Source organism: Kitasatospora sp. NPDC094015, assembly GCF_040304075.1.
GTDB lineage: Bacteria > Actinomycetota > Actinomycetes > Streptomycetales > Streptomycetaceae > Kitasatospora.
The window spans coordinates 237,897-259,710 of the sequence record NZ_JBEOUL010000005.1 but is presented as its reverse complement, the minus strand read 5'-3'; the positions used below and the strand labels follow the sequence as shown (position 1 = coordinate 259,710).

At 73.3% G+C, this 21,814-nt stretch carries 19 protein-coding genes; 13 read left to right on the top strand and 6 right to left on the bottom strand.

From position 1 onward, the window contains the following. The first annotated feature begins 308 nt into the window (after positions 1-308). Positions 309-1,925 carry a M4 family metallopeptidase gene (locus tag ABT014_RS09145; protein ID WP_350638021.1) on the top strand — a complete coding sequence of 539 codons (1,617 nt, stop codon included), beginning with the start codon at positions 309-311 and terminating at the stop codon, positions 1,923-1,925. Positions 1,926-2,046: 121 nt separating this feature from the next. Here the strand turns inward: ABT014_RS09145 and ABT014_RS09140 are convergent, their stop codons facing one another. After that, entirely contained in the window at positions 2,047-2,376 is a 330-nt protein-coding gene (locus ABT014_RS09140) for a DUF3817 domain-containing protein (RefSeq protein WP_350638020.1), read from the bottom strand. A 306-nt stretch (positions 2,377-2,682) separates the two neighbouring features. Here ABT014_RS09140 and ABT014_RS09135 point away from each other — a divergent pair, with 306 nt between their 5' ends. The 5 genes from ABT014_RS09135 to ABT014_RS09115 all read left to right on the top strand — a co-directional run bounded on the left by ABT014_RS09135 (position 2,683) and on the right by ABT014_RS09115 (position 6,462). Beyond that, on the top strand, positions 2,683-3,459 hold the full coding sequence (locus ABT014_RS09135) for a DUF2127 domain-containing protein (RefSeq protein ID WP_350638019.1): 777 nt from the start codon (positions 2,683-2,685) through the stop codon (positions 3,457-3,459). 104 nt (positions 3,460-3,563) lie between these two features. Continuing rightward, on the top strand, positions 3,564-4,202 hold the full coding sequence (locus ABT014_RS09130) for an AIM24 family protein (RefSeq protein ID WP_350638018.1): 639 nt from the start codon (positions 3,564-3,566) through the stop codon (positions 4,200-4,202). Then, positions 4,202-4,852 (top strand): AIM24 family protein, encoded by a 651-nt coding sequence (locus ABT014_RS09125; protein ID WP_350638017.1) that lies wholly within the window; start codon positions 4,202-4,204, stop codon positions 4,850-4,852. Before ABT014_RS09130 ends, ABT014_RS09125 begins: the two co-directional genes overlap by 1 nt. A gap of 131 nt (positions 4,853-4,983) precedes the next feature. After that, positions 4,984-5,880: an AIM24 family protein gene (locus ABT014_RS09120; RefSeq protein WP_502894913.1), complete on the top strand. Its 897-nt coding sequence runs from the start codon at positions 4,984-4,986 to the stop codon at positions 5,878-5,880. A 66-nt stretch (positions 5,881-5,946) separates the two neighbouring features. Continuing rightward, positions 5,947-6,462: a MarR family winged helix-turn-helix transcriptional regulator gene (locus ABT014_RS09115; RefSeq protein ID WP_350638016.1), complete on the top strand. Its 516-nt coding sequence runs from the start codon at positions 5,947-5,949 to the stop codon at positions 6,460-6,462. A gap of 50 nt (positions 6,463-6,512) precedes the next feature. Here ABT014_RS09115 and meaB read toward each other — a convergent pair whose 3' ends face one another. After that, a complete protein-coding gene (gene meaB, locus ABT014_RS09110) occupies positions 6,513-7,472 on the bottom strand; it encodes a methylmalonyl Co-A mutase-associated GTPase MeaB (protein WP_350638015.1) in 960 nt (319 codons plus the stop codon). Positions 7,473-7,561: 89 nt separating this feature from the next. Then, positions 7,562-8,749 (bottom strand): acetyl-CoA C-acetyltransferase, encoded by a 1,188-nt coding sequence (locus tag ABT014_RS09105; RefSeq protein ID WP_350638014.1) that lies wholly within the window; start codon positions 8,747-8,749, stop codon positions 7,562-7,564. A gap of 247 nt (positions 8,750-8,996) precedes the next feature. Between ABT014_RS09105 and mce the strand changes: the two genes are divergently transcribed. The 3 genes from mce to ABT014_RS09090 all read left to right on the top strand — a co-directional run bounded on the left by mce (position 8,997) and on the right by ABT014_RS09090 (position 15,310). Beyond that, positions 8,997-9,440 (top strand): methylmalonyl-CoA epimerase, encoded by a 444-nt coding sequence (gene mce, locus ABT014_RS09100; protein ID WP_350638013.1) that lies wholly within the window; start codon positions 8,997-8,999, stop codon positions 9,438-9,440. A 434-nt stretch (positions 9,441-9,874) separates the two neighbouring features. Beyond that, positions 9,875-14,272 carry a polarized growth protein Scy-related protein gene (locus ABT014_RS09095; protein ID WP_350638012.1) on the top strand — a complete coding sequence of 1,466 codons (4,398 nt, stop codon included), beginning with the start codon at positions 9,875-9,877 and terminating at the stop codon, positions 14,270-14,272. 108 nt (positions 14,273-14,380) lie between these two features. Further along, complete coding sequence (locus ABT014_RS09090) at positions 14,381-15,310, top strand: coiled-coil domain-containing protein (RefSeq protein ID WP_350638011.1); 930 nt, start codon at positions 14,381-14,383, stop codon at positions 15,308-15,310. A gap of 219 nt (positions 15,311-15,529) precedes the next feature. Here the strand turns inward: ABT014_RS09090 and ABT014_RS09085 are convergent, their stop codons facing one another. Next, positions 15,530-16,324 carry an alpha/beta fold hydrolase gene (locus ABT014_RS09085; RefSeq protein WP_350638010.1) on the bottom strand — a complete coding sequence of 265 codons (795 nt, stop codon included), beginning with the start codon at positions 16,322-16,324 and terminating at the stop codon, positions 15,530-15,532. 91 nt (positions 16,325-16,415) lie between these two features. On the opposite strand from ABT014_RS09085, the gene ABT014_RS09080 reads away from it, so the two are divergent. After that, positions 16,416-17,471 (top strand): ABC transporter ATP-binding protein, encoded by a 1,056-nt coding sequence (locus ABT014_RS09080; protein WP_350638009.1) that lies wholly within the window; start codon positions 16,416-16,418, stop codon positions 17,469-17,471. 1 nt (position 17,472) lies between these two features. After that, entirely contained in the window at positions 17,473-18,234 is a 762-nt protein-coding gene (locus ABT014_RS09075; RefSeq protein WP_350638008.1) for an ABC-2 transporter permease family protein, read from the top strand. A gap of 55 nt (positions 18,235-18,289) precedes the next feature. Here the strand turns inward: ABT014_RS09075 and ABT014_RS09070 are convergent, their stop codons facing one another. Beyond that, positions 18,290-18,610, bottom strand: coding sequence for an Rv1322 family protein (locus ABT014_RS09070; RefSeq protein WP_350638007.1), 321 nt, complete (start codon positions 18,608-18,610; stop codon positions 18,290-18,292). Positions 18,611-18,933: 323 nt separating this feature from the next. On the opposite strand from ABT014_RS09070, the gene ABT014_RS09065 reads away from it, so the two are divergent. Then, positions 18,934-20,145 (top strand): LLM class flavin-dependent oxidoreductase, encoded by a 1,212-nt coding sequence (locus tag ABT014_RS09065; RefSeq protein WP_350638104.1) that lies wholly within the window; start codon positions 18,934-18,936, stop codon positions 20,143-20,145. 51 nt (positions 20,146-20,196) lie between these two features. Here the strand turns inward: ABT014_RS09065 and ABT014_RS09060 are convergent, their stop codons facing one another. Further along, entirely contained in the window at positions 20,197-20,589 is a 393-nt protein-coding gene (locus tag ABT014_RS09060) for an SCO5389 family protein (protein ID WP_350638006.1), read from the bottom strand. Positions 20,590-21,153: 564 nt separating this feature from the next. On the opposite strand from ABT014_RS09060, the gene nucS reads away from it, so the two are divergent. Further along, a complete protein-coding gene (gene nucS, locus ABT014_RS09055) occupies positions 21,154-21,813 on the top strand; it encodes an endonuclease NucS (RefSeq protein ID WP_350638005.1) in 660 nt (219 codons plus the stop codon). Position 21,814 lies beyond the last annotated feature (1 nt).

Below are 21,814 nucleotides of genomic sequence, written 5' to 3'. Positions count from 1 at the left end.
GGACACCGCCGGGCTGACGGGCACCGCCGGACCGACGCGCACGGCCGGGCTGACGGGCTGACGGGCACCGCCGGAATCGGACTGATTCGCGCCAATTCTTGTCGTAGACCTGTCATTTGACAGCCCGGATCGTCATGCTACTGACCAGCCCCGTAGGGCCCCCGTAGCCACCCCCACCCAGGCCGGGGCCCGAAGCCCGCACGGAGCAGCACGTCAGCGTCCGTTCCGCCCCAGCTGGCGCCATCCCCGGCGCCCCCGGAGCGAGGCGCGACCGCGCATCCGCGGTTGGATCCGGAAGGAACCCCAACGTGAAGCGATCCCTCGCACTCGGAGCCGCACTCTCCGCCTCGGCCCTGCTGGCCGGCGCGATCCAGGTCGGCGCCGGCATGGCGCAGGCCGCCCCGGCGCCCGCCGCCGCCCAGCAGCGCGCCGCCCTGGTCGCCCAGGCGAGCTCCGAAGCCCCGGCCACCGCACGGCAGTTGGGCCTCGGCGCCCAGGAGCAGCTGGTCGTCAAGGACGTGCTGACCGACGCCGACGGCAGCCGGCACGTGCGCTTCGAGCGCACCTTCGGCGGCCTCCCCGTCCTCGGTGGCGACCTCGTCGTCCACCACGACGCCCGCGGCGCCGTGACCTCGGTCGACCGGGCCGTGGCGGGTTCCGTCGCCCCGGCCTCGCTGACCCCGAAGCTCTCCGCCGACCAGGCCGCCGCGAAGGCCACCGGCGTGGTGCAGGCGACCGTGGGCAGCACCGAGGACGCCGACCAGGCCGCGCTGACCTCGGTCGGCAGGGCGAGCGCCGCCAAGCTGGTGGTGTGGGCCGCGAGCGGCACGCCGCGACTGGCGTACCAGACCGTGGTCGAGGGGGTGCGCGCCGACGGCACGCCCAGCCGCCAGCTGCTGGTCACCGACGCCGCCTCCGGCGAGGTGCTCTCCACCCACGAGCAGATCCAGACCTCCAACGCGACCGGCTCCGGCAAGGGCGTGTTCGTCGGCAGCGTCACCCTGACCACGAACTACACCGGCAGCACGTACCAGTTGAAGGACAACACCCGCGGCGGCCAGTACACCGTGGACAAGAACGGCACGCTCTACACCGACGCCGACAACGTCTGGGGCACCGGCCTCGCCTCGAACACCCAGTCCGCCGCGGTGGACGCCCAGTACGGCGCCGCGGCCACCTGGGACTACTACAAGAACACCTTCGGCCGGCTCGGCATCCGCGGCGACGGCGTCGGCGCGTACAGCAAGGTCCACTACGGCAGCAACTACGTGAACGCCTTCTGGGACGACAGCTGCTTCTGCATGACCTACGGCGACGGGTCCGGCAACACCCACCCGCTGACCGCGATCGACGTGGCCGGCCACGAGATGACCCACGGCGTCACCTCGGCGACCGCGGGCCTGAACTACTCGGGCGAGTCCGGCGGCCTGAACGAGGCCACCAGCGACATCTTCGGCACCATGGTCGAGTTCTACGCCAACCTGCCCGTGGACACCCCGGACTACCTGATCGGCGAGCGGCTGAACCTGAACGGGAACGGCACCCCGCTGCGGTACATGGACAAGCCCTCCAAGGACGGCGCCTCGGCGGACTACTGGTCCTCGACCGTCGGCAACAAGGACGTCCACTACTCGTCCGGGGTCGCCAACCACTTCTTCTACCTGCTGTCCGAGGGCAGCGGCGCGAAGGTGATCAACGGCGTCAGCTACAACAGCCCGACCTACACCGGAACCGCCGTCACCGGCATCGGCCGGACCAAGGCCGCGGCGATCTGGTACCGGGCGCTGACCGTCTACATGACCTCCACCACCAACTACAAGGCCGCCCGCACGGCGACCCTGAACGCGGCCAAGGACCTGTACGGCGCGACCTCCACCGAGTACAACGCGGTGGCGGCGGCCTGGAAGGCCGTCAACGTCAACTGACGCGACGGCGCCCCGCAGACCCGCGGCGGCCGGGATCTCCATCAGGGAGGACCCGGCCGCTGCGCCAGTTCCCGGCCGCCACCGGCCGGTTCGGGGGCCTCTCGGGCCGGTGCCGGCCCGGTCAGGCGGCCGAGGCCGCGCCCGCCGGCGCCGCCGGGTACTCGCCGCGCTCCTCCTTGGCCAGCATCCGCTCGGCGAAGAAGCCGCCGGTGGGCAGCACCGAGAGCACGAACAGCACGATGCCGCGCTTGGCGTCCCAGCGCTGCCGCTGCCAGGCCAGCGCGAGGAACACCAGGTAGAGGATGAACAGCACGCCGTGCACCATGCCCATCACCGGCACGGCGTTGAAGCTGGTGGTGCGCTTGAGCACCGAGCAGACCAGCAGCAGGATGAACGACAGGCCCTCGGGGCCGGAGACAAGGCGCAGGCGGTGGACGGCGCTGCTCTTCACGGTGGGTTCCTCACGGGGCGGTCGACGTGCGGCGGTCGACGTACGGGCGGGTGCGGGCGGTGCGGGTGCGGGCGGGCGAGTGCGGGCGGTGCGGGCGGGGCGCTTGTGAATCGACGCACAAGCCGCCACCCATTATCACCGACCACACACCCGGCCCCCGGGCGGGGGACGCCCGCCCCGGCGCGGGATTCGTCACAGCCGGGCCACGGAAGCCGCCCGGCGCTGCGTCCGGCCCGCCGCTCCCCCCTATCCTGCTGGCGCGCGGTCCGACCGACGGGCCGCCACGGACACGGGGGCTGCTGCCAGATGTTCAAGCTCGACTGGGACCGCCGGACCTGCTCCCGGCGCGGCCACATCACCTACGCGCCGGCCGAGCCGGAACTGCGGGCGCGGCTGCACGCGAGCACCGCGGTCGGCGACGCCTGGCGCTGCCTGCGCTGCGGGGACTTCGCCCTGGGTGCGCCGCACGGCGCGGGCCCGGCCGAGGAGGCGCCGCTGGTGCCGCGCGGGCGGGCCCTGCGGGACCTGTTCATCCTGCGCTTCCTGGCCGTCGAGCGGGGCCTGCGGGGGCTGCTGGTGCTGGTCGCGGCGTGGGCGGTGTGGAAGTTCTCCAACAGCCAGGACGCGGTGCAGCGGATCTTCGACGAGAACCTGACCGTCTTCCGCCCGGTGGCCGACCACTTCCACTGGGACCTGGAGCACTCCCCGGTGGTGGACACCGTCCGCAAGGCCTTCGGCCACGAGCACCGCACGCTGCTGCTGCTGGCGGCCGGCCTGGTGGCGTACGCGGTGATCGAGATCGTCGAGGCGGTCGGCCTGTGGATGAACCGCCGCTGGGCGGAGTACCTGGCGGTGGTGGCCACCGCAGCCTTCCTGCCGATCGAGGCCTACGAGCTGACCGAGCACATCAGCGTGCTGAAGATCTGCACCCTGCTGCTCAACGTGGTCGCGGTGCTGTGGATCCTGCTCTCGAAGCGGCTGTTCGGACTGCGCGGCGGGCACGCGGCCTTCGAGGCCGAGCGGCACTCGGCGTCCCTGCTGGAGGTCGAGCAGGCGGCCGGGGCGGTGCCTGTCAAGGCCTGATCACCCGTACAAATGCGGACATAGCGCCGCCTTCTGTCGCAGCTGGGTACCGAATGATCCGAGCCCCCTCCCCGGAGGGGGCTCGCTGCCGTTACATTCGCCCGGTGGCACAGTTTCGACTCCAAGGGTCCAAGGTGCTCGCCGTCGACATGACGGGCGACACCGTCAAAGCACGTAACGGGACGATGGTCGCCTACACCGGGCAGATGGGCTTCAAGAAGCTCTCCGGTGGCGGGGACGGTCTGCGGGGCATGGTCACCCGCAGGCTGACCGGTGAGCAGATGGTGGTGATGGAGGTCAAGGGGCAGGGCACCTGCTTCTTCGCCGACAAGGCCAGCGAGGTGAACCTGGTGCGGTTGAACGGCGAGACGCTCTACGTCGAGGCCGAGAACCTGCTCTGCACCGAGGCGACCCTGCACACCGGCACCAGCTTCACCGGTCTCAACGGGATGGCGTCCGGCAACGGGCTCTTCACCACCAAGGTGGAGGGGCACGGCTGGGCCGCGCTCACCTCCCGCGGTCCGGCGATCATCCTGCGGGTCTCCCAGGGCACCCCGCTGCGGGTCGACCCGGGCGCGTACATCGCGCACACCGGGAACCTCAACCGCAGCCTGAAGTCGGGTGCGGGCTGGACGACCCTGATCGGCGAGGGCGGCGGCGAGGCGATGCAGGTGGAGTTCGCCGGCGAGGGCCTGGTCTACGTGCAGCCGTCCGAGAAGATGACCTTCGGGGGTGACGTCTGATGCCGTTCAACAAGATCAACAACAAGATGGTCGAGGCCCAGGTGCTGCCCGGCCAGAAGGTCTTCAGTCAGCGCGGCGCCATGCTCGCGTACACCGGCGAGGTCTCCTTCACGCCCAACGTGATGGGCGGCCAGGGCGGTGTGCTGTCGATGATCGGCCGCCGGGTGGCCAACGAGGACACCCCGCTGATGACCGTCGAGGGCCACGGCAAGGTGATGTTCGGCCACGGCGGCCACAACATCCAGGTGATCGAGCTGACCGGCGACACCCTCTACGTGGAGGCCGACCGGCTGCTCGCCTTCGACGGCAGCCTGCAGCAGTCCACCATGTTCATGGGCCAGCAGGGCGGCGTGATGGGCATGGTCCGCGGCCAGGTCACCGGCCAGGGCCTGTTCACCACCAAGCTGGACGGCCACGGCTCGGTGGCGGTGATGGCGCACGGCGGCGTCATCGAACTCCCGATCAACCCCAACCAGCCGGTGCACGTGGACCCGCAGGCGTACGTCGCGCACCGCGGCCAGGTCACCAACAAGCTGTCCACCGCGCTGGGCTGGCGGGACATGATCGGACGCGGCTCGGGCGAGGCCTTCCAGCTGGAGCTGTCGGGGCACGGCATGGTGTACGTGCAGGCGAGCGAGGAGAAGCTCTGATGTCCTACCCGCCGCAGCAGCCCCCGTACGGGCAGCAGCCGTACGGCCAGCCCCAGCAGCCCTACGGCCAGCCGCAACAGCCGTACAGCCAGCAGCAGTACGACCAGGCCTACCAGCAGACCCAGGTCGGCATGCCGGGCCAGCCCTACGGCGCCCAGCCGCCGCAGCAGCCGTACGGCGCGCCCCCGCAGGGCGCGTACGGCGCCCCGCTGCCGTACGCGGCGCCCGGCGCCGAGGGCCCCACCGTGCACGACGTGCACACCCTGCCGGTGAACGACAACGTCAACCCGTACGCGTTCTCGGTGGACCTGAACGGGGCCTACTACCTGCAGAAGGGCAAGATGATCGCCTACTACGGCGACATGCGCTTCTCGGGCATCGGCCGCGGGGTGATCGACCAGATGCTGGAGCGGAACTTCAACTCCCCGCTGCACGCCTCCGACTGGGTGGTCGCCGAGGGCCGCGGCAAGCTGCTGCTGGCCGACCGGGCCTTCGACCTGAACTCCTACGACCTGGAGAACGGCAACCTGACGGTCCGCTCGGGGAACCTGCTGGCCTTCGAGCCGACCCTGCAGCTGAAGCAGTCGATCATCCCGGGCTTCCTCACCCTGATCGGGACCGGCAAGTTCGTCGCGGCCTCCAACGGGCCGGTGCACTTCGTCGAGCCGCCGATCCGGGTCGACCCGCAGGCGCTGGTCGGCTGGGCGGACTGCCCCGCGCCGTGCCACCACTACGACCACGGGTACATGCACGGGCTGATCGGCGGGCTGCGCCACCTGACCGGGCTCGGCGGCGCCTCCGGCGAGGAGCACCAGTTCGAGTTCATCGGGGCCGGGCAGGTGCTGCTGCAGTCGACCGAGACGCTGATGGCCGAGCGCTCGGTGGGCGTGGTGCACGCGGAGGCCGGCGTCCCCGGCAGCGGCGTGCCGCACCAGCCGGCCGGGCACGGGCAGCAACAGCAGCTGCCGAACGTGAACATCCCGGGCCTGGGCAACCTCGGCGACCTCGGGCGCCGGTTCGGTCTCTGACCGGCCGCGAACCGTCCGCGAACCAGATATTGTACAACTTTTAACAAACAGGGTTATGCTGGGTTCATGGAAACGAACCTGACCGAAGCGCCGGCGGTCTCCGCCTCCGAGTCCGAGGCGGAGACCCCCTGGCTCACCGCCGCCGAGCAGCGGTTCTGGCGTGCCCATCTTGAGGTCAGCAAGCTTCTCGACTACCAGCTCAGCCGGGAACTGCAGCCGCACAACCTGGCGATCAACGACTACGAGATCCTCGTGGTGCTCTCCGAGGCCCCGGACCGGCGGATGCGGATGACCGACCTGGCCACCGCGACGCTGCAGTCCAAGAGCCGCCTCTCGCACCAGATCACCCGGATGGAGAGCGCCGGGCTGGTGCTGCGCCAGGAGTGTCCCGGCGACCGCCGCGGCCTCTACGCCAACCTGACCGACCTGGGCTGGGAGACGATGCAGAAGGTCGCCCCGGACCACGTCCGCAGCGTCCGCCAGCACTTCGTGGACCGGTTCACCCCGGAGCAGATCGACGCGATGTACCAGGCGCTGGCGCCGGTCGCCGAGCACCTGCGGGGGCTGCGCGGCCGCGGCTGAGCGGCCCCGCGCGGGCGCTCGGGCACTCGGCCGCTCGGGCGGCGCCGGGCTCAGCCGGTGCCGGTGAGGTCGGCGATCAGCTGGTCCGCCGCACCGTACGGGTCGAGTTCGCCCGCGGCCACCCGCTCGGCCAGCGCCGACAGCCGCCGGTCGCCGCGCAGGTCGCCGATCCGGGCCCGCAGCGCGGCCAGCGCGATGGCCTGCACCTCGTCCGCCGCGCGGCGGCGGCGCCGGGCGGCCAGCTCGCCGGTCCCGTCCAGCCAGGCGCGGTGCTTCTCCAGCGCCTCGACCACCTCGTCCATGCCCTCGCCGCGGGCGGCCACGGTCTTGACGATCGGCGGGCGCCAGTCGCCGGGGTTGCGCGACTCGCCGAGCCCGAGCATGTGGTTCAGCTCCCGGGCGGTCGCGTCGGCGCCGTCCCGGTCGGCCTTGTTGACCACGAAGAGGTCGCCGATCTCCAGGATCCCGGCCTTGGCGGCCTGGATCCCGTCGCCCATCCCCGGCGCCAGCAGGACCACCGTGGTGTCCGCCTGCGCGGCGATCTCCACCTCGGACTGGCCGACCCCGACGGTCTCCACCAGGATCACCTCGCAGCCGGCCCCGTCCAGCACCCGCAGCGCCTGCGGCGCGGACCAGGACAGCCCGCCCAGGTGGCCGCGGGTGGCCATGGAACGGATGAAGACCTCCGGGTCGGTGGCGTGGTCCTGCATCCGCACCCGGTCGCCGAGCAGCGCCCCGCCGGAGAACGGCGAGGACGGGTCGACGGCCAGCACCCCGACCCGCTTGCCCAGGCGCCGGTACGCGGAGACCAGCGCGGAGGTCGAGGTGGACTTGCCCACCCCCGGCGAACCGGTGAGCCCCACGGTGTAGGCCTGCCCGGTGTACGGGGTGAGCGCGGCCATCACCTCGCGCAGCTGCGGCGCGGCGTTCTCCACCAGCGTGATCAGCCGGGCCACCGCGCGCGGCCGGCCCTCCCTGGCCTGCTCGACCAGCGTCGCCACATCGACCATCAACGTGCTCCTCGATCGGGAACAGGGCTGCTCGCCGGGACGGTGTCCGTCCCGGCGAGCAGCCCTCGTGTCCGTGCCAGCTGGGTGGGTCAGGCCTTCGGCACCCGGACGATCAGGGCGTCGCCCTGCCCGCCGCCGCCGCACAGCGCGGCCGCACCGACGCCGCCGCCGCGCCGCTGGAGCTCCAGCGCGAGGTGCAGCACCACCCGGGCGCCGGACATCCCGATCGGGTGACCGAGGGCGATCGCGCCACCGTTGACGTTCACGATCTCCTCGGTGATGCCGAGGTCCTGCATCGACTGGTGGGCGACCGCGGCGAAGGCCTCGTTGATCTCGACCAGGTCGAGGTCGGCGACGCCGAGGCCCTCCTTGGCGAGCGCGTGCTTGATCGCGTTCGACGGCTGCGACTGGAGCGAGTTGTCCGGGCCGGCCACATTGCCGTGGGCGCCGATCTCGGCGATCCAGCTCAGGCCCAGCTCCTCGGCCTTGGCCTTGCTCATCACGACCACCGCGGCGGCGCCGTCGGAGATCTGCGAGGAGGTGCCGGCGGTGATCGTGCCGTCCTTGGTGAAGGCCGGGCGCAGCTTGGCCAGCCCCTCCACCGTGGTGTCGGCGCGGATGCCCTCGTCCTGGCTGAACAGCACCGGGTCGCCCTTGCGCTGCGGGATCTGCACCGGGGCGATCTCGGCCTCGAAGACGCCGTTCTTCTGGGCGGCGGCGGCGCGCTGGTGGGACAGCGCGGCGAGCCGGTCCTGCACCTCGCGGCCGATGCCCAGCCGGGTGTTGTGCTTCTCGGTGGACTCGCCCATCGGGATGTTCTCGTAGGCGTCCGTGAGGCCGTCGTGGGCCATCGCGTCGAGCAGCTCGATCGCGCCGTACTTGTAGCCCTCGCGGGACTTGGGCAGCAGGTGCGGGGCGTTGGTCATCGACTCCTGGCCGCCGGCCACCACGATGTCGAACTCGCCGGCGCGGATCAGCTGGTCGGCCAGCGCGATGGCGTCCAGGCCGGAGAGGCAGACCTTGTTGATGGTCAGTGCCGGGACGTTCATCGGGATGCCGGCCTTGATGGCGGCCTGGCGGGCCGGGATCTGGCCGGCTCCGGCCTGGAGCACCTGGCCCATGATCACGTACTGGACCTGCTCGCCGGTGACGCCCGCCCGCTCCAGCGCGGCCTTGATGGCGAAACCGCCGAGGTCGGCGCCGGAGAAGCCCTTGAGCGAGCCGAGCAGTCGGCCCATCGGGGTGCGTGCACCCGCGACGATCACTGAGGTAGTCATGGGACGAGCTCCTTCGCGCGTCATGGCCAGGAGAGGGTGTGGGGATGCGGCTCAATGTACTGACCCGTAACCCGGGCGTCACCGGCGCGAGGGTGTGATCAGCGGCACTGGCACCGACCAGTCAACACCGTGTCAGGCCGGCCCGAGTGAATTGTGAGCAGGCTCGCACGTCGCGTGGTGGCCAAGGCCTGCCGCGATGCGCTGCACTGGTGCCCCCACCGTCCGCCCCGCTCCCCGGAGGCCCGTCGTGCTGACCCGCATCGACCACATCGGCATCGCCTGCTTCGATCTCGACCGGACCGTCGAGTTCTACCGTGCCACGTACGGCTTCGAGGTGTTCCACTCCGAGGTGAACGAGGAGCAGGGGGTGCGCGAGGCGATGCTGAAGATCAACGACACCGGGGACGGCGGCGCCTCCTACCTCCAGCTGCTGGAGCCCACCCGGGAGGACTCCACGGTCGCCAAGTGGCTGGCGAAGAACGGCGAGGGCGTGCACCACATCGCGTTCGGCACCGCCGACGTGGACGGCGACGCCGCGGACATCAGGTCCAAGGGCGTGCGGGTGCTCTACGAGGAGCCGCGGATCGGCTCGATGGGTTCGCGGATCACCTTCCTGCACCCCAAGGACTGCGGCGGCGTGCTGACCGAACTGGTCACCTCGGCGGCCCCGCAGGAGCACGGCGAGCACTGACCGCGGGCGGCCCGACCCGGGGGCGACCGGCCGGTAACTTCGGAAAACCCAGATGCCCCCATTCCCCCGGGGGCCGCGCCCACTACAATGCCCAGGTGCGCCAATGCTCCGGGGAGACCGGATCCGTCGGGCACAGCCGAGCGCGAGTGGGGCTGGTCTTCCGACGGCTCGTCTCGTTGCAGGGGAGTCCACTACGCGGGCACGGCTGAACGGTCGCAGTTCGGATCTGTCACCATTCTCCAAAGGCAAGAGTTCGCTCAGGAGTCCACCCGGACGGCGGAGCGCGGTTTCATCGCGCACCACCGCACGGCGCGGGCTCCGACCCGTGGCACCGGCCACGGATGCAAGGACCAGCCGCTCCGTTCCCGAGAGTCTCGGGGACACCGGGGGCGGCCGGGTCGAGGACGCGACCAGGAGATGGATGGGACCGCGGAGTGCGGGGCTACGACCGCTACGAGGTTGATGATCACCTCTCCCAGTTCGAGGCCGAGTTGGAGCGGGCTCGCAAGGAGCGGGACAAGACCGTCGAGCATGCCGAGGACCTCGCCTACCAGGTGGAGGTGCTCCGGGCCAAGCTGCACGAGGCCCGTCGGCAGCTCGCCCAGCCGCGCGCCTTCGACTCCGTCACCGGCCAGGCCGAACAGGTCCTGCGCAACGCCGAGCTGCAGGCCGAGGCGCTGCGCGCGGACGCCGAGCGCCAGTTCCGCGAGTCGCAGGCGGCCACCCAGCGGCTGATGGCCGAGGCCGCCGAGCGCACCGCCCAGCTGGAGGCCGAGCTCGGGCTGCGCCGCCGCCAGCTCGAGGACGAGCTCACCGAGCTGCGCCGCTCCGCCGAGCGCCACGTCAACGAGAACGTCAACTGGGCCGAGCAGGCCCGCGCCGGCACCGAGCAGGAGGCCCAGCGCCTGCTCCAGGAGGCCCGCGCCGAGTCCGACCGGATGGTCGCCGCCGCCCGGGCCGAGGCCGCCGCCCTCGCCGACCAGGCCCGCGCCCAGACCGCCGCCGACGTCGACGCCGCCCGCGGCGAGGCCAGGGCCGCCGCCGAGGCCGCCCTGCAGCGCGCCCAGACCGACGCCGAACGCCTGCTGCGCGCCGCCTCCGAGCAGGCCCAGCAGGCCAGCGTCGCCGCCGAGCAGATGCGCGGCAGCGCCGCCAACGAGGCCCAGCAGCAGCTGGCCGGTGCCCAGGCCGCCGCCGAACGCCAGCTCGCCGCCGCCCAGGCCGAGATCACCGCCCTCAAGCAGCGGGTCCAGGCCGACCAGGAACGGGCCGCCGCCGCGCTGGCGCAGGCCCAGGCCGAGATAGAGCGGCTGCGCGCCGAGGCCGAGGCGGAGGCGGAGCGGGCCCGGCAGGAGGCCACCGAGCTCCGGATCCACGCCGAGGCGGCCGCGCAGCGTCTGCAGGCCGAGGCCGAGGCGGCCGCCGAACAGCGGGTCGCCGACGGCGAGGCCGCCAGCGAGCAGCGCTCGCTCACCGCCCGGGCCGAGATCGCCCGGATGGTCGCCGCCGCCACCCGCGAGGCCGACCTGATCAAGGCTTCGGCCGCCACCGCCAAGGCCGAGGCGGAGGCCGCCAAGGCCGCCGCCGCCGAGGAGGGCGAGCGCCTGCGCGGCGCCGCCGAGAGCGTCGCCACCCAGCTGCGCAACGAGGCCGAGACCGCCATCGCCACCCTGCGGGCCGAGGCCGAGCAGGAGATCGCGGCGCTGCGCGCCGAGACCGAGGCGGCCGCCGGGACGCTGCGCCGCGAGGCCGAGGAGGCCGGGCGCGCCGAGGGTGCCAAGGACGCCGCCATCCACCTCGCCAAGGCCGCCAAGCAGGCCGAGGACGTCCGGCTGCGCACCGCCCGCGAGGCGGAGGCCGCCCGGGAGGAGGCCACCGCCGAGGCCGACCGCCTGCTCGAGGAGGCCGCCACCGAGGCCGCCCGGCTGCGCGCGGAGGCCGCCGCCGCCGTCGAGCAGGCCCAGAACGCCGCCCTGGACGACGCCGCCTCGATCCGCGAGCAGATGGAGCGGATGCACGAGGAGGCCACCCGGCTGCGCGCCGAGGCCGAGGAGCTGCGGGCCGAGGCCCAGGCCGAGGCGGAGCGGGTCCGTACCGAGTCCCGGCGCCAGGCCGTGGTCCAGATCGAGGAGTCGGCGAAGACCGCCGAGGAACTCCTCACCAAGGCCAAGACCGACGCGGACGACCTGCGGGCCGGTGCGGCCGCCGAGGTGGAGCGCCGGCGCGAGCAGGCCGCCGAGCAGGCGGCCGAGACCCAGGCCCGGGCCGAGCAGACCCTCGGCCGGGCCCGCGCCGAGGCCGAGAAGCTCGCCGCGACCGCCGCCCAGCAGCACCAGGAGGCGCTGGCCGCAGCCAAGGCGGCCGCCGCCGAGAACCGCGCCGCCGCCGAGCGGGAGACCGCCGAACTGCGGCGCGAGGCAGCCGAGTTCGACCAGCGGATCCGGGCCGAGGCGGTGGCCGCCGCGGAGGCGCTGCAGTCGCGGGCCCAGGCCCGCGACGCGGAACTGCGCGAGCAGGCCGCCACCGCCGCCGAGGACACCCGCGAGGAGGCCCGCGGCTGGGCCGACAGCCACCGCACCGAGGCCGAGAACTGGGCCCGGCAGCAGCGGGCCGAGGCCGAGGCGGCCGCTGGCGCGCTGCGCGAGGAGAGCCAGCGCGAGCGCGAGGAGGCCTCCGCCGACCTGCTCCGCGAGCAGACCGAGACCGCCGAGCTGCTCGCCGCCGCCAAGGCCGACCGGGAGGCCGCCGAGACCGAGGCGGCCGCGCTGACCGAGCGCACCACCGCCGAGACCACGGCCCTGGTCGAGCGCACCGCCGCCGAGAGCGCCGAGCTCGTCGAGCGCACCGCCACCGAGACCGCCGAACTGCGGGCCACCGCCGAGCGGGAGAGCGCGGAGCTGCGCGAGCAGGCCGCGCAGGCCCTGGAAGCCGCCGGGGCGAGCGCCGCCGAGCAGCTCGCCGAGGCCCAGGAAGCCGCCCGGACCGTCCGCGCCGAGGCCGAGGCCGCCGCCGAACAGCAGCGCGCCGAGGGCGCCCGCGAGCTGGCCGCGGCCCAGGAGAAGGCCGCCGCGGTGCTGGCGCAGGCGCAGGAGCAGCGGACGCTCGCCGCCACCGAGGCGGAGGAGCTGACCACCGGCGCCACCCGCCGGGCGGCCGAGCTGGTGTCCGCCGCCGAGGACGAGGCCTCCGGGATCCGCCAGTCCGTGGCCGGCCTGCACGAGTCCGCCTCGCAGCAGATCGCCGAACTGCGGGCCACCGCCGAACGCGAGACCGGTGAGCAGCGCGCCACCGCCGAGCGGGAGAGCAGCGAGCTGCGCGAGCGCGCCGAGCGGGAGAGCAGCGAGCTGCGCGAGCGCGCCGAGCGGGAGAGCAGCGAGCTGCGCGCGGCCGTCGCCGCCGAGCTGGCCGCCGACCGGGAGGGCGCGGCCGAGGAGATCGCCCGCGACCGGGCCGAGGCGCAGGAGTACGACGCGCAGCTGCGTGCCCGGGCCGAGGCCGAGCGACAGTCCGCCGAGGAGTTCGCCGCGCAGCACCGGGCCGAGGCCGAGGAGCAGGCCCGTACCACCGTCGCCGGCGCCGAGGAGCGGGCGGCCGCGGTGATCGCGGAGGCGGAGGAGTTCGCCGCCGCGCTGCGCGCCGAGGCCGAGGAGTACGCGCTGGCCACCCGCACCCTGGCGGAGGACTTCGACACCGCCACCCGGGCCCGCGCCGAGGAGTACGACAACCGGACCCGGGAGGCGGCCGAGCAGTTCGACAAGTCCACCCGGGACCAGGCCAAGTCGGTGCTGGAGCGGGCGTTCAACGACGCCGAGCAGCTCGGCGAGGACGCCCAGACCACCGCGCTGGCGACCACCGCGGCCGCCGAGGAGCAGGCCGACGCGATGGTGGCGGCCGCCCGCAAGGAGGCCGAGCGGCTCACCGCGGCCGGCGAGGCCGCCGGCCAGGCCGAGGTCGAGAAGGCCCGGTCGGACGCCGACGCCCTGCTCTCCGAGGCCAGGCGGGACGCCACCGCGATCCGCGAGCGGGCCGAGGAGCTGCGCGAGCGCACCGACACCGAGATCGAGGCGCTGCACGAGCGGGCCCGCAAGGAGAACGCGCAGGCCATGAAGTCGGCCGGCGAGCGGGTGGACACGCTGGTCACGGCCGCCCAGGAGCAGCTGACCGAGGCCGAGGAGCAGGCGGTGGCCGCGGTCGCGGACGCCGAGGAGCGGGCGGCCGCGCTGGTCGGGGCGGCCGAGGAGCGCGCCGCCGAGCTCACCTCCGAGGCCTCCGCCGAGGCCGGCAAGGTCCGGATCGCCGCCGTGCGCAAGGCCGAGGGCCTGCTGAAGGAGGCGGAGCAGAAGCTCGCCGACTCCACCTCGCGGGCCGAGGCACTGATCGTCAAGGCCGAGGCGAAGCTCAAGTCGGCCGAGGAGGAGGCGGAGCAGCAGATCGAGGCCGCCGCCGACGAGGCCGAGAAGCGGCTGCGCCGGGTCGAGGAGAGCGCGGACGAGCAGCTGCGGACGGCCACCGAGGAGGCCGAGCGGGTGCTCGCCGAGGCCAAGGCCGAGGCCGGCCGCGTGACCGACGAGGGTCAGCGGGAGTTGGACGAACTGGTCCGGCGGCGCAAGGACATCAACACCGAGATCTCTCGGGTCCAGGACGTGCTGTCGGCGCTGGAGGCCTTCGAGGCACCGTCACCGGTGGCCCAGACCAACGGGGGAAGCGGTAAGGGCGGGAGCGGGGGCCGTGGTTCGGGCCCCGCCACCCGCGAAGGGGCGTCGAAAGCCGGCGCCGGAGCGGGCGCTCCCCGTTCGGGTGGCAATCGCTCCGGAGGGGCGCCACCCGATTGAGCGGACATTGTCCGCGAAGCATCGGCATTTCGCCGATGACACTCCGGTAACGTGTCAGGATTCCCTCAACCACCTCAGCGGTTCGACGACAGGAAGCCCAGAAATCCCATGAGCGACAGTCACTCCCCGCACGGCTTCGACCTGGTACGCCGTGGGTACGAGCGCGCCCAGGTCGACGAGCGGATCGCCAAGCTGGTAGCCGACCGCGACAGCGCGCTGGCCCGGATCGGTGCGCTGGAGAAGCGCATCGAGGAGCTCCACCTGGAGACCCAGAGCGCCCAGGCCCAGGTCGCCGAGGCGGAGCCCTCGTACGCCGGTCTCGGTGCTCGGGTGGAGAAGATCCTCCGGCTCGCCGAGGAGGAGGCCAAGGACCTGCGCGAGGAGGCGCACCGCGCCGCCGAGCAGCACCGCGAGCTGGCCGAGGCGGCCGCCCAGCAGGTCCGCACCGAGGCGGAGAACTACGCCAAGGACCGCAAGGCCAAGGCCGAGGACGAGGGCCTGCGGATCGTCGACAAGGCCAAGAGCGACAGCGCCCAGCTGCGCGCCGAGGCCAACAAGGACGCCCAGAACAAGCGCGAGGAGGCGGACGCCCTCTTCGAGGAGACCCGCACCAAGGCCGCCCAGGCCGCGCTGGAGTTCGAGACCAACCTGGCCAAGCGCCGGGAGCAGTCCGAGCGCGACCTGGCCGCCCGCCAGGCCAAGGCCGAGAAGCGGCTGGCCGAGATCGAGCACCGCGCCGAGCAGCTGCGCCTCGAGGCCGAGAAGCTGCGGACCGACGCCGAGCGCCGGGCCCGCCAGACGGTGGAGACCGCGCAGCGCCAGGCCGAGGACATCGTGGCCGACGCCAACGCCAAGGCCGATCGGGTGCGCAGCGAGTCCGAGCGCGAGCTGGCGGCGCTGACCAACCGCCGCGACTCGATCAACGCCCAGCTGACCAACGTCCGCGAGATGCTCGCCACGCTGACCGGCGCGGCGGTGGCCGCCGCCACCCTGCCGACCGACGACGCCCTCGGCGTCCCGGCCCAGCAGTCCCGCTGACCCCAGCACCCCGGTAGGGCCCGCACCGCACCCGCGGCGCGGGCCCTACTGCCGTTCCATCACCAAGCCCTCCAGGGGCGCGAGGAACTGCGCGAAGCGGAAGCCCCCCGACCCGCACCCGGCAACGGTCTCACCACCCCACCCACCATCGCCGGCAGCACCCCCGTACGCGCCCGCCCTCGCGCAGTTCCCCGCGCCCCCGAACAACGCTGCGCGCGGTCAGTCGCGGACGCGGCGCAGCAGGGCGCGGACCGCCGCGTCGAAGGTTTCCGGGGCCTCCAGGGAGCTGAGGTGGCCGACGGCCGGGATCACCGTGAGTTCGGCGTCGGCCATGGCCTCCGCCATCATCCGGGCCTCGGCGAGAGGCGTGACCGTGTCGGCCTCACCGACGATCACCGCCGCCGGCACCTCCAGCCCCGCGAGCACCTCCAGCGAGTCCCCCCGCGCGGCCATCGCCCGCTGCGCCCAGGCGACCGCCCCCGGTGCGGCCTCGGCGACCATCCCCCGTACCTCGGCGAGCAGCTCCGGCCCGGCGGCGGGCCCGAGCAGGGTTTCGGCGGTCTTCTCCTCGGCGAGCAGCTGCACGCTGTCGCGGGCGAGCACCGCCCGCGCGATCCGCTCCCGGTTGGTGCGGGCCGGTTCGGTGTCGGGGGCGGCCTTGGTGTCGGCCAGCAGCAGCCCGCACAGCCGGTCGGGGTGGCGCCGCGCGAACGCCATCGCGACGTACCCTCCCATCGAGAGCCCGCCGACGACGGCCCGCTCCACCCCGGCCCCGTCCAGCAGCCGGGCGACGTCGTCGGCGACGATGTCCAGCGAGGGTTCGTCGTCACCGAGCGGCGCGCTGCCGAAGCCGCGCTGGTCGGGGGTGAACACCCGGGCCACCTCGCCCGCAGGCCCGGAGAGCCGGTCCAGCTGGGCGGCCCACATCCGGGCGGAGAAGGGGAAGGCGTGCAGCAGGACGAGCGGGGTGCCGGGGCCGTGCGCGTGGACGGGCGGCGTGCTGGGGAGGGTCATGACGCCACCGTATTGCCGGTCACCGGCCCTCCGCAGCCAGCGCGCCTCAATACCCGCTCTGCCATAATCTGACGGAGAGTGAGGGAGCGAAATGATCGAACTTCATCAGTTGACGAAACGTTACGGCACCAAGCTCGCGGTCGACGGGCTGAGTTTTCAGGTCCCCCAGGGCGTGGTGACCGGCTTCCTCGGGCCCAACGGCGCCGGCAAGTCCACCACCATGCGCATGATCCTCGACCTCGACCGCCCGACCAGCGGCAGCGTCACCATCGACGGCAAGCGCTACGGTCAGCTGGCCGAACCGCTCAAGAAGATCGGCGCGCTGCTGGAGGCGAAGGCCGTCCACCCCGGGCGGTCCGCCTACGACCACCTGCTCTGGCTGGCCCAGAGCAACCGGATCCCGCGCTCCCGGGTGGACGAGGTGCTCGCCCTGGTGGGGCTCCACCCGGTGGCCAAGAAGCGCGCCAAGGGCTTCTCGCTCGGCATGGGCCAGCGCCTGGGCATCGCCTCCGCGCTGCTCGGCGACCCCGAGATCCTGATGTTCGACGAGCCGGTCAACGGGCTCGACCCCGAGGGCATCCTGTGGATCCGCAACCTGATGAAGGGCCTGGCCTCGGAAGGCCGGACGATCTTCGTCTCCTCCCACCTGATGAGCGAGATGGCCCTCACCGCCGACCACCTGGTGGTGATCGGCAAGGGCCGGCTGCTGGCCGACCTGTCGATGGCCGAGTTCATCAAGCAGAACTCCCGCTCCGCGGCGCGGATCCGCACCCCGCACGTCGAGCAGCTGCTGGACGCCCTGAACGGCGCCGGCCTGCGGGCCGAGCCGGTCGGTGACGGCAGCTACGAGGTCGAGGACGGCGACCTGGTCCGGCTCGGCGAGCTGGCCGCGCAGCACCGCATCACGCTGCACGAGCTCAGCCCGCAGCAGGCCTCGCTGGAGGAGGCGTTCATGCAGATGACCGCCGACTCGGTGGAGTACCACGCGGGTCCGGGCGCGGCCGCCCCGGGGGCGCCGCCCGGATGGGGCGCCGGCTGGCAGCAGAACCCCGGCGAGCAGGACCAGGGCCGGCAGGCCTCGGCGGCCCCGCAGCCCGCCTCGCAGGCCACGGCGCAGGCCGCCCCGCAGGGCGGAGAGGAGATCTGAGATGGCGTCCTTCCCCGCGATCCTGCAGTCCGAGTGGACCAAGATCCGCAGCGTCCGCTCCACCGTCTGGACCCTGGCGCTGACCTTCGTGGTCACCCTGGGCCTGGGGGCGCTGCTCTCCCTGCTCACCAAGAACAACTTCGAGGAGTTCGCCGGCGACGGCCCGTTCGACGCCACCAGCACCTCGCTCTCCGGCATCGGGCTCGGCGAGCTGGCCATCATCGTGTTCGGCGTGCTCGCGGTCGGCAACGAGTACAGCAGCGGCCTGATCCGGGTCTCGCTGGCGGCGGTGCCGCAGCGCGGCACCCTGCTGACCGGCAAGGCCGTGGTGCTGGGCGCGCTGGCGCTGGCGGTCTCCACGGTGACGGTGTTCATCACCTTCTTCGTCGGCCAGGCGCTGCTCGGCGACCACTCCACCGGTCTCGGCGAGCCGAACGTGCTGCGCGCGGTGCTCGGCGCGGCGGCGTACCTGACCATGCTCTGCCTGTTCTCGGCCGGCGTCACCGCGATGCTGCACAACCAGACCCTGGCGCTCGGCATCCTGGTGCCGTTCTTCTTCCTGCTCTCGCCGATCCTGTCGGCGGTGCCCAAGGTGAAGACCGTCGCGCACTACTTCCCCGACTACGCGGGGCGGCGGATGCTGCTGGTGTACGGCGAGAGCGGCCAGCCGTACGGCGCCGGGGCGGGCTTCGTGATCTGCCTGGCCTGGACGCTGGCGGCGCTGGTCGGCGGCGCGCTGGTGCTGAAGAACCGCGACGCCTGAGTTCCCCTCCACCCCTCCCCGCCCGGGCGCGCCTGCGTGCCCGGGCGGTGGCGTCTCAGTAGCGCGGGGCGCCGCGGCCGCGCTGGACGTTCGAGCCCCGGCGCTCGCGGGCGCCCCAGCAGGCCCGGTGCCAGTGCCGCCGGTCGTCCACCCCGGCGCCGTGCTCCGGCCAGGCCACCACGTGGCCGACCCCGGGCGGGATCTCCTGGTCGCACCCCGGGCAGCGGTAGTACCGGCCCGCCGTGCCGGCCACCGTCTGCACCACCCACTCCTCGCCCCGGTAGCTCTCGGTACGGCGCAGCGAGCCGCCCAGCGGGGCGGCCGGCCCGGCCTCGCGGTCGGCGGCGCTGTTGATCCGGTTACGGCGGGGCGACACGTCGACTACCTCTCGGCCGGGCACGATGTACGGGGTGCACGTCCAAGGGTAGAGGGCCGTGAGCGGCCCGCGGGGCCACTATCACGAGGTGCGCCGGGGGCCGGGGGTTTCCCCGGAGATCCATCCTTTCTTTCGGGAAATTGGTCGATCGGCGTGCCATTGGCACATGACATGGGTTACTCACAAGGGGACAAGGCGGGGCACGCAGACCCTGCGCGCTCCCGAGGAGGCCTCCGATGACCAAGACCACCCCGCGGCCCGGGTTCCAGCTGCCGGCCGTCGTGCCGGTGCCCGACCCCGCGCAGCCGACCGGCACCGACGCGATCCGGGTCGGTGCCTTCCTGCTCTCCGCGCAGTTCCCCGGCCAGAGCCACGCGCAGGCGCTGGAACGCACGGTGAGCGCCACCACCGCCGCCGAGCGCGCCGGCCTGGACAGCGTCTGGCTGGCCGAGCACCACTTCGTGCCGTACGGGGTCTGCCCGGACGCCGCCACGCTGGCCGCGATGCTGCTCGGGCGGACCCGCCGGATCGGCATCGGGACGGCGGTGAGCGTGCTGCCCACCAACCACCCGGTGCGGCTCGGCGAGCAGGCGGCGCTGCTGCACCTCACCTCGGGCGGCCGGTTCACGCTCGGGGTCGGCCGCGGCGGCCCGTGGATCGACCTGACGGTCTTCGGCACCGGCATCGACGCGTACGAGCAGGGCTTCCCGGAGCGCCTCGACCTGCTGCTGGCCTGGCTGCGCGGCACCCGGGTGGGCGCCGACGGACCGCAGTTCCGCTTCCCCGAGGTGGACGTGGTGCCGAGGGCGACCGAGCCGCTCCCGCCGGCCGAGCCGACCGGGCTGGACGGCCTGGCGGGCTGGCTGGGGCTCGAGGAGGAGCCGGAGGCGGTGCTGCGGGCCTTCCCGCGCCAGCGGCACGATCTGGGGCCCCGCCAGCGGCACGAGCAGTCCCCGCTGCGCGGCCGGCCCGGCCACCGGTCGACGCCGCGCCCGGCGCCCGGGGCCGGCGGCCCGCCGGTGGTGATGGCCTGCACCTCGCCGGGCGGGGTGCGTACCGCGGCCGAGCGCGGCCTGCCGATGCTGCTGGGCATGCACTCGGGCGACGAGGACAAGAAGGAGCTGCTGGCGGCGTACCGGGCGGCCTGGCGGGCCGCCGGCCGGAGCGAGGAGCAGCTGGCCAGGGTCGAGCGGGAGCACGTCGCCGCCGGCGTGGCGCAGGTGGACGACCGGGCCGGCGACGCGCGCGCGGAGCTGCTGCGGTCGATGCCCGACTTCTTCGCCCACGGTCTGGGCGCCCACCGAACGGTGGACGGTCAGGAGCGGCGGATGCGGGACCCGCGCGCGTACACCGAACTGCTCTGCGACCTGCACCCGGTGGGCACGCCGCGGCAGTGCGCGGACCGGTTGCTGGCCACCGCCGAGCGGACCGGCATCCGCCGGTTCGCGCTGCTCGCCGAGGGGTCGGGCGACCGGGACAGCACCCTGCACAACATCGCCCGGCTGGGCGCCGAGGTGCTGCCGCAGCTGGGCTGAACGCACGTCGGTGGGCCGCCCCGCAGGGCGGCCCACCGGCGGACGCGCGGTTCAGCAGTCGCGCAGTTCGGCCGACTGGTTGAGCACCTGGGCCCGGACGGAGGTGAAGCGCCGGTGGCGCTCCGCGGAGGTCGCGGAGGGCGCGAACACCGCCACCCGGTGGCAGTTCTGGAACGCCAGCTGCACGCCGAAGTGCCGCTGCAGGGCACCCCGGATCGCGTCGCTGGCCATGGCGCGCAGGAGCTGGCCGCGGGCCTGCTCGCTGGGCGGCGGGACCTGGTTGTCGGCGAAGTCGGTGCCGTCGACCTTGAGCTGGGCGACCAGCGAGCTGATCAGCTCCCAGGCGTACGGCAGGGAGACGCGGACGCAGTCGACGAACTCCCTCTCGTCGACCTCGCCTCTCTCGGCCTTCTCAAGCAGGGCCGGTGAGACGTCGAGCGACATGGGTTCTCCTCTCGCGGTCCACCCGGGCGCGGCTGCCGGGGTGGTCGTGCGGTGGTGCGGATGGTGCCGTGCCGTGCTCACGCAGGTGGTGCTGGTGGCGGGTACCGCCCGGGCCGGACCGACGTCCGGTCAGGCTGACAGCGGCTCGGTGGAGCGGCGGTGGGTTTGCAGGGCCCGTCCGTCCGCACACCGAGGACAGGGGACAGCACCCGGGTCGGCCGATGCCCGGGCGTACGCCGAAACCGTGGCGACACCACCAGGTGGGGCGGCAGCCACTCACTCCAGCCTGGCAGGCAACGCTCAGCCCGGCTGGAGAATCCCTCGATTCACCCCTTGTACGCGGCCGGCCGGCACAGATTGGCCGGATCCCGTCGGAGCGTTCATCTCACTTCTCCATCCCCGTTGCCCGCACCCCGGCGACCGGACATCCGGGTGCCGTAGCCTCACGGGCCGCTCCGGGCGGCGCGGGGTGCCGTCCCTCCATGGTTCGCCGCCTTCGCGCGTTCTTCACCCGGCTGTCGCGGAATCGCATCAACTGGCCTCGGTGGGCTAGCGTGGTCGACCGTGCGTCTCGTAATTGCCCGCTGCTCCGTCGACTATGCCGGACGGCTCTCCGCCCATCTCCCGTCCGCGACCCGCCTCATCCTGGTGAAGGCCGACGGGAGCGTCAGCATCCACGCCGACGACCGCGCCTACAAGCCGCTCAACTGGATGTCGCCCCCGTGCAGTCTCAAGGAGGGCGACAGCAGTTGGACGGTCACCAACAAGGCCGGTGAGAAGCTGATCATCACCCTGGAAGAGGTGCTGCACGACTCCTCGCACGAACTCGGCGTCGACCCCGGCCTGGTGAAGGACGGCGTCGAGGCCCACCTCCAGGAGCTGCTGGCCGACCGGATGGAGGTGCTCGGTGCCGGCTGGCAGTTGATCCGCCGCGAGTACCCGACCGCGATCGGCCCGGTCGACATCCTGTGCCGGGACGCCGACGGTGCCACCGTCGCGATCGAGATCAAGCGGCGCGGCGAGATCGACGGCGTCGAGCAGCTCACCCGGTACCTGGAGCTGCTGAACCGCGACCCGCTGATCGCTCCGGTCAAGGGCGTGTTCGCCGCGCAGGAGATCAAGCCGCAGGCCCGGGTGCTGGCCACCGACCGCGGGATCGGCTGCGTGGTGCTCGACTACGACGAGCTGCGCGGCATCGAGGACGACAAGCTCAAGCTGTTCTGAT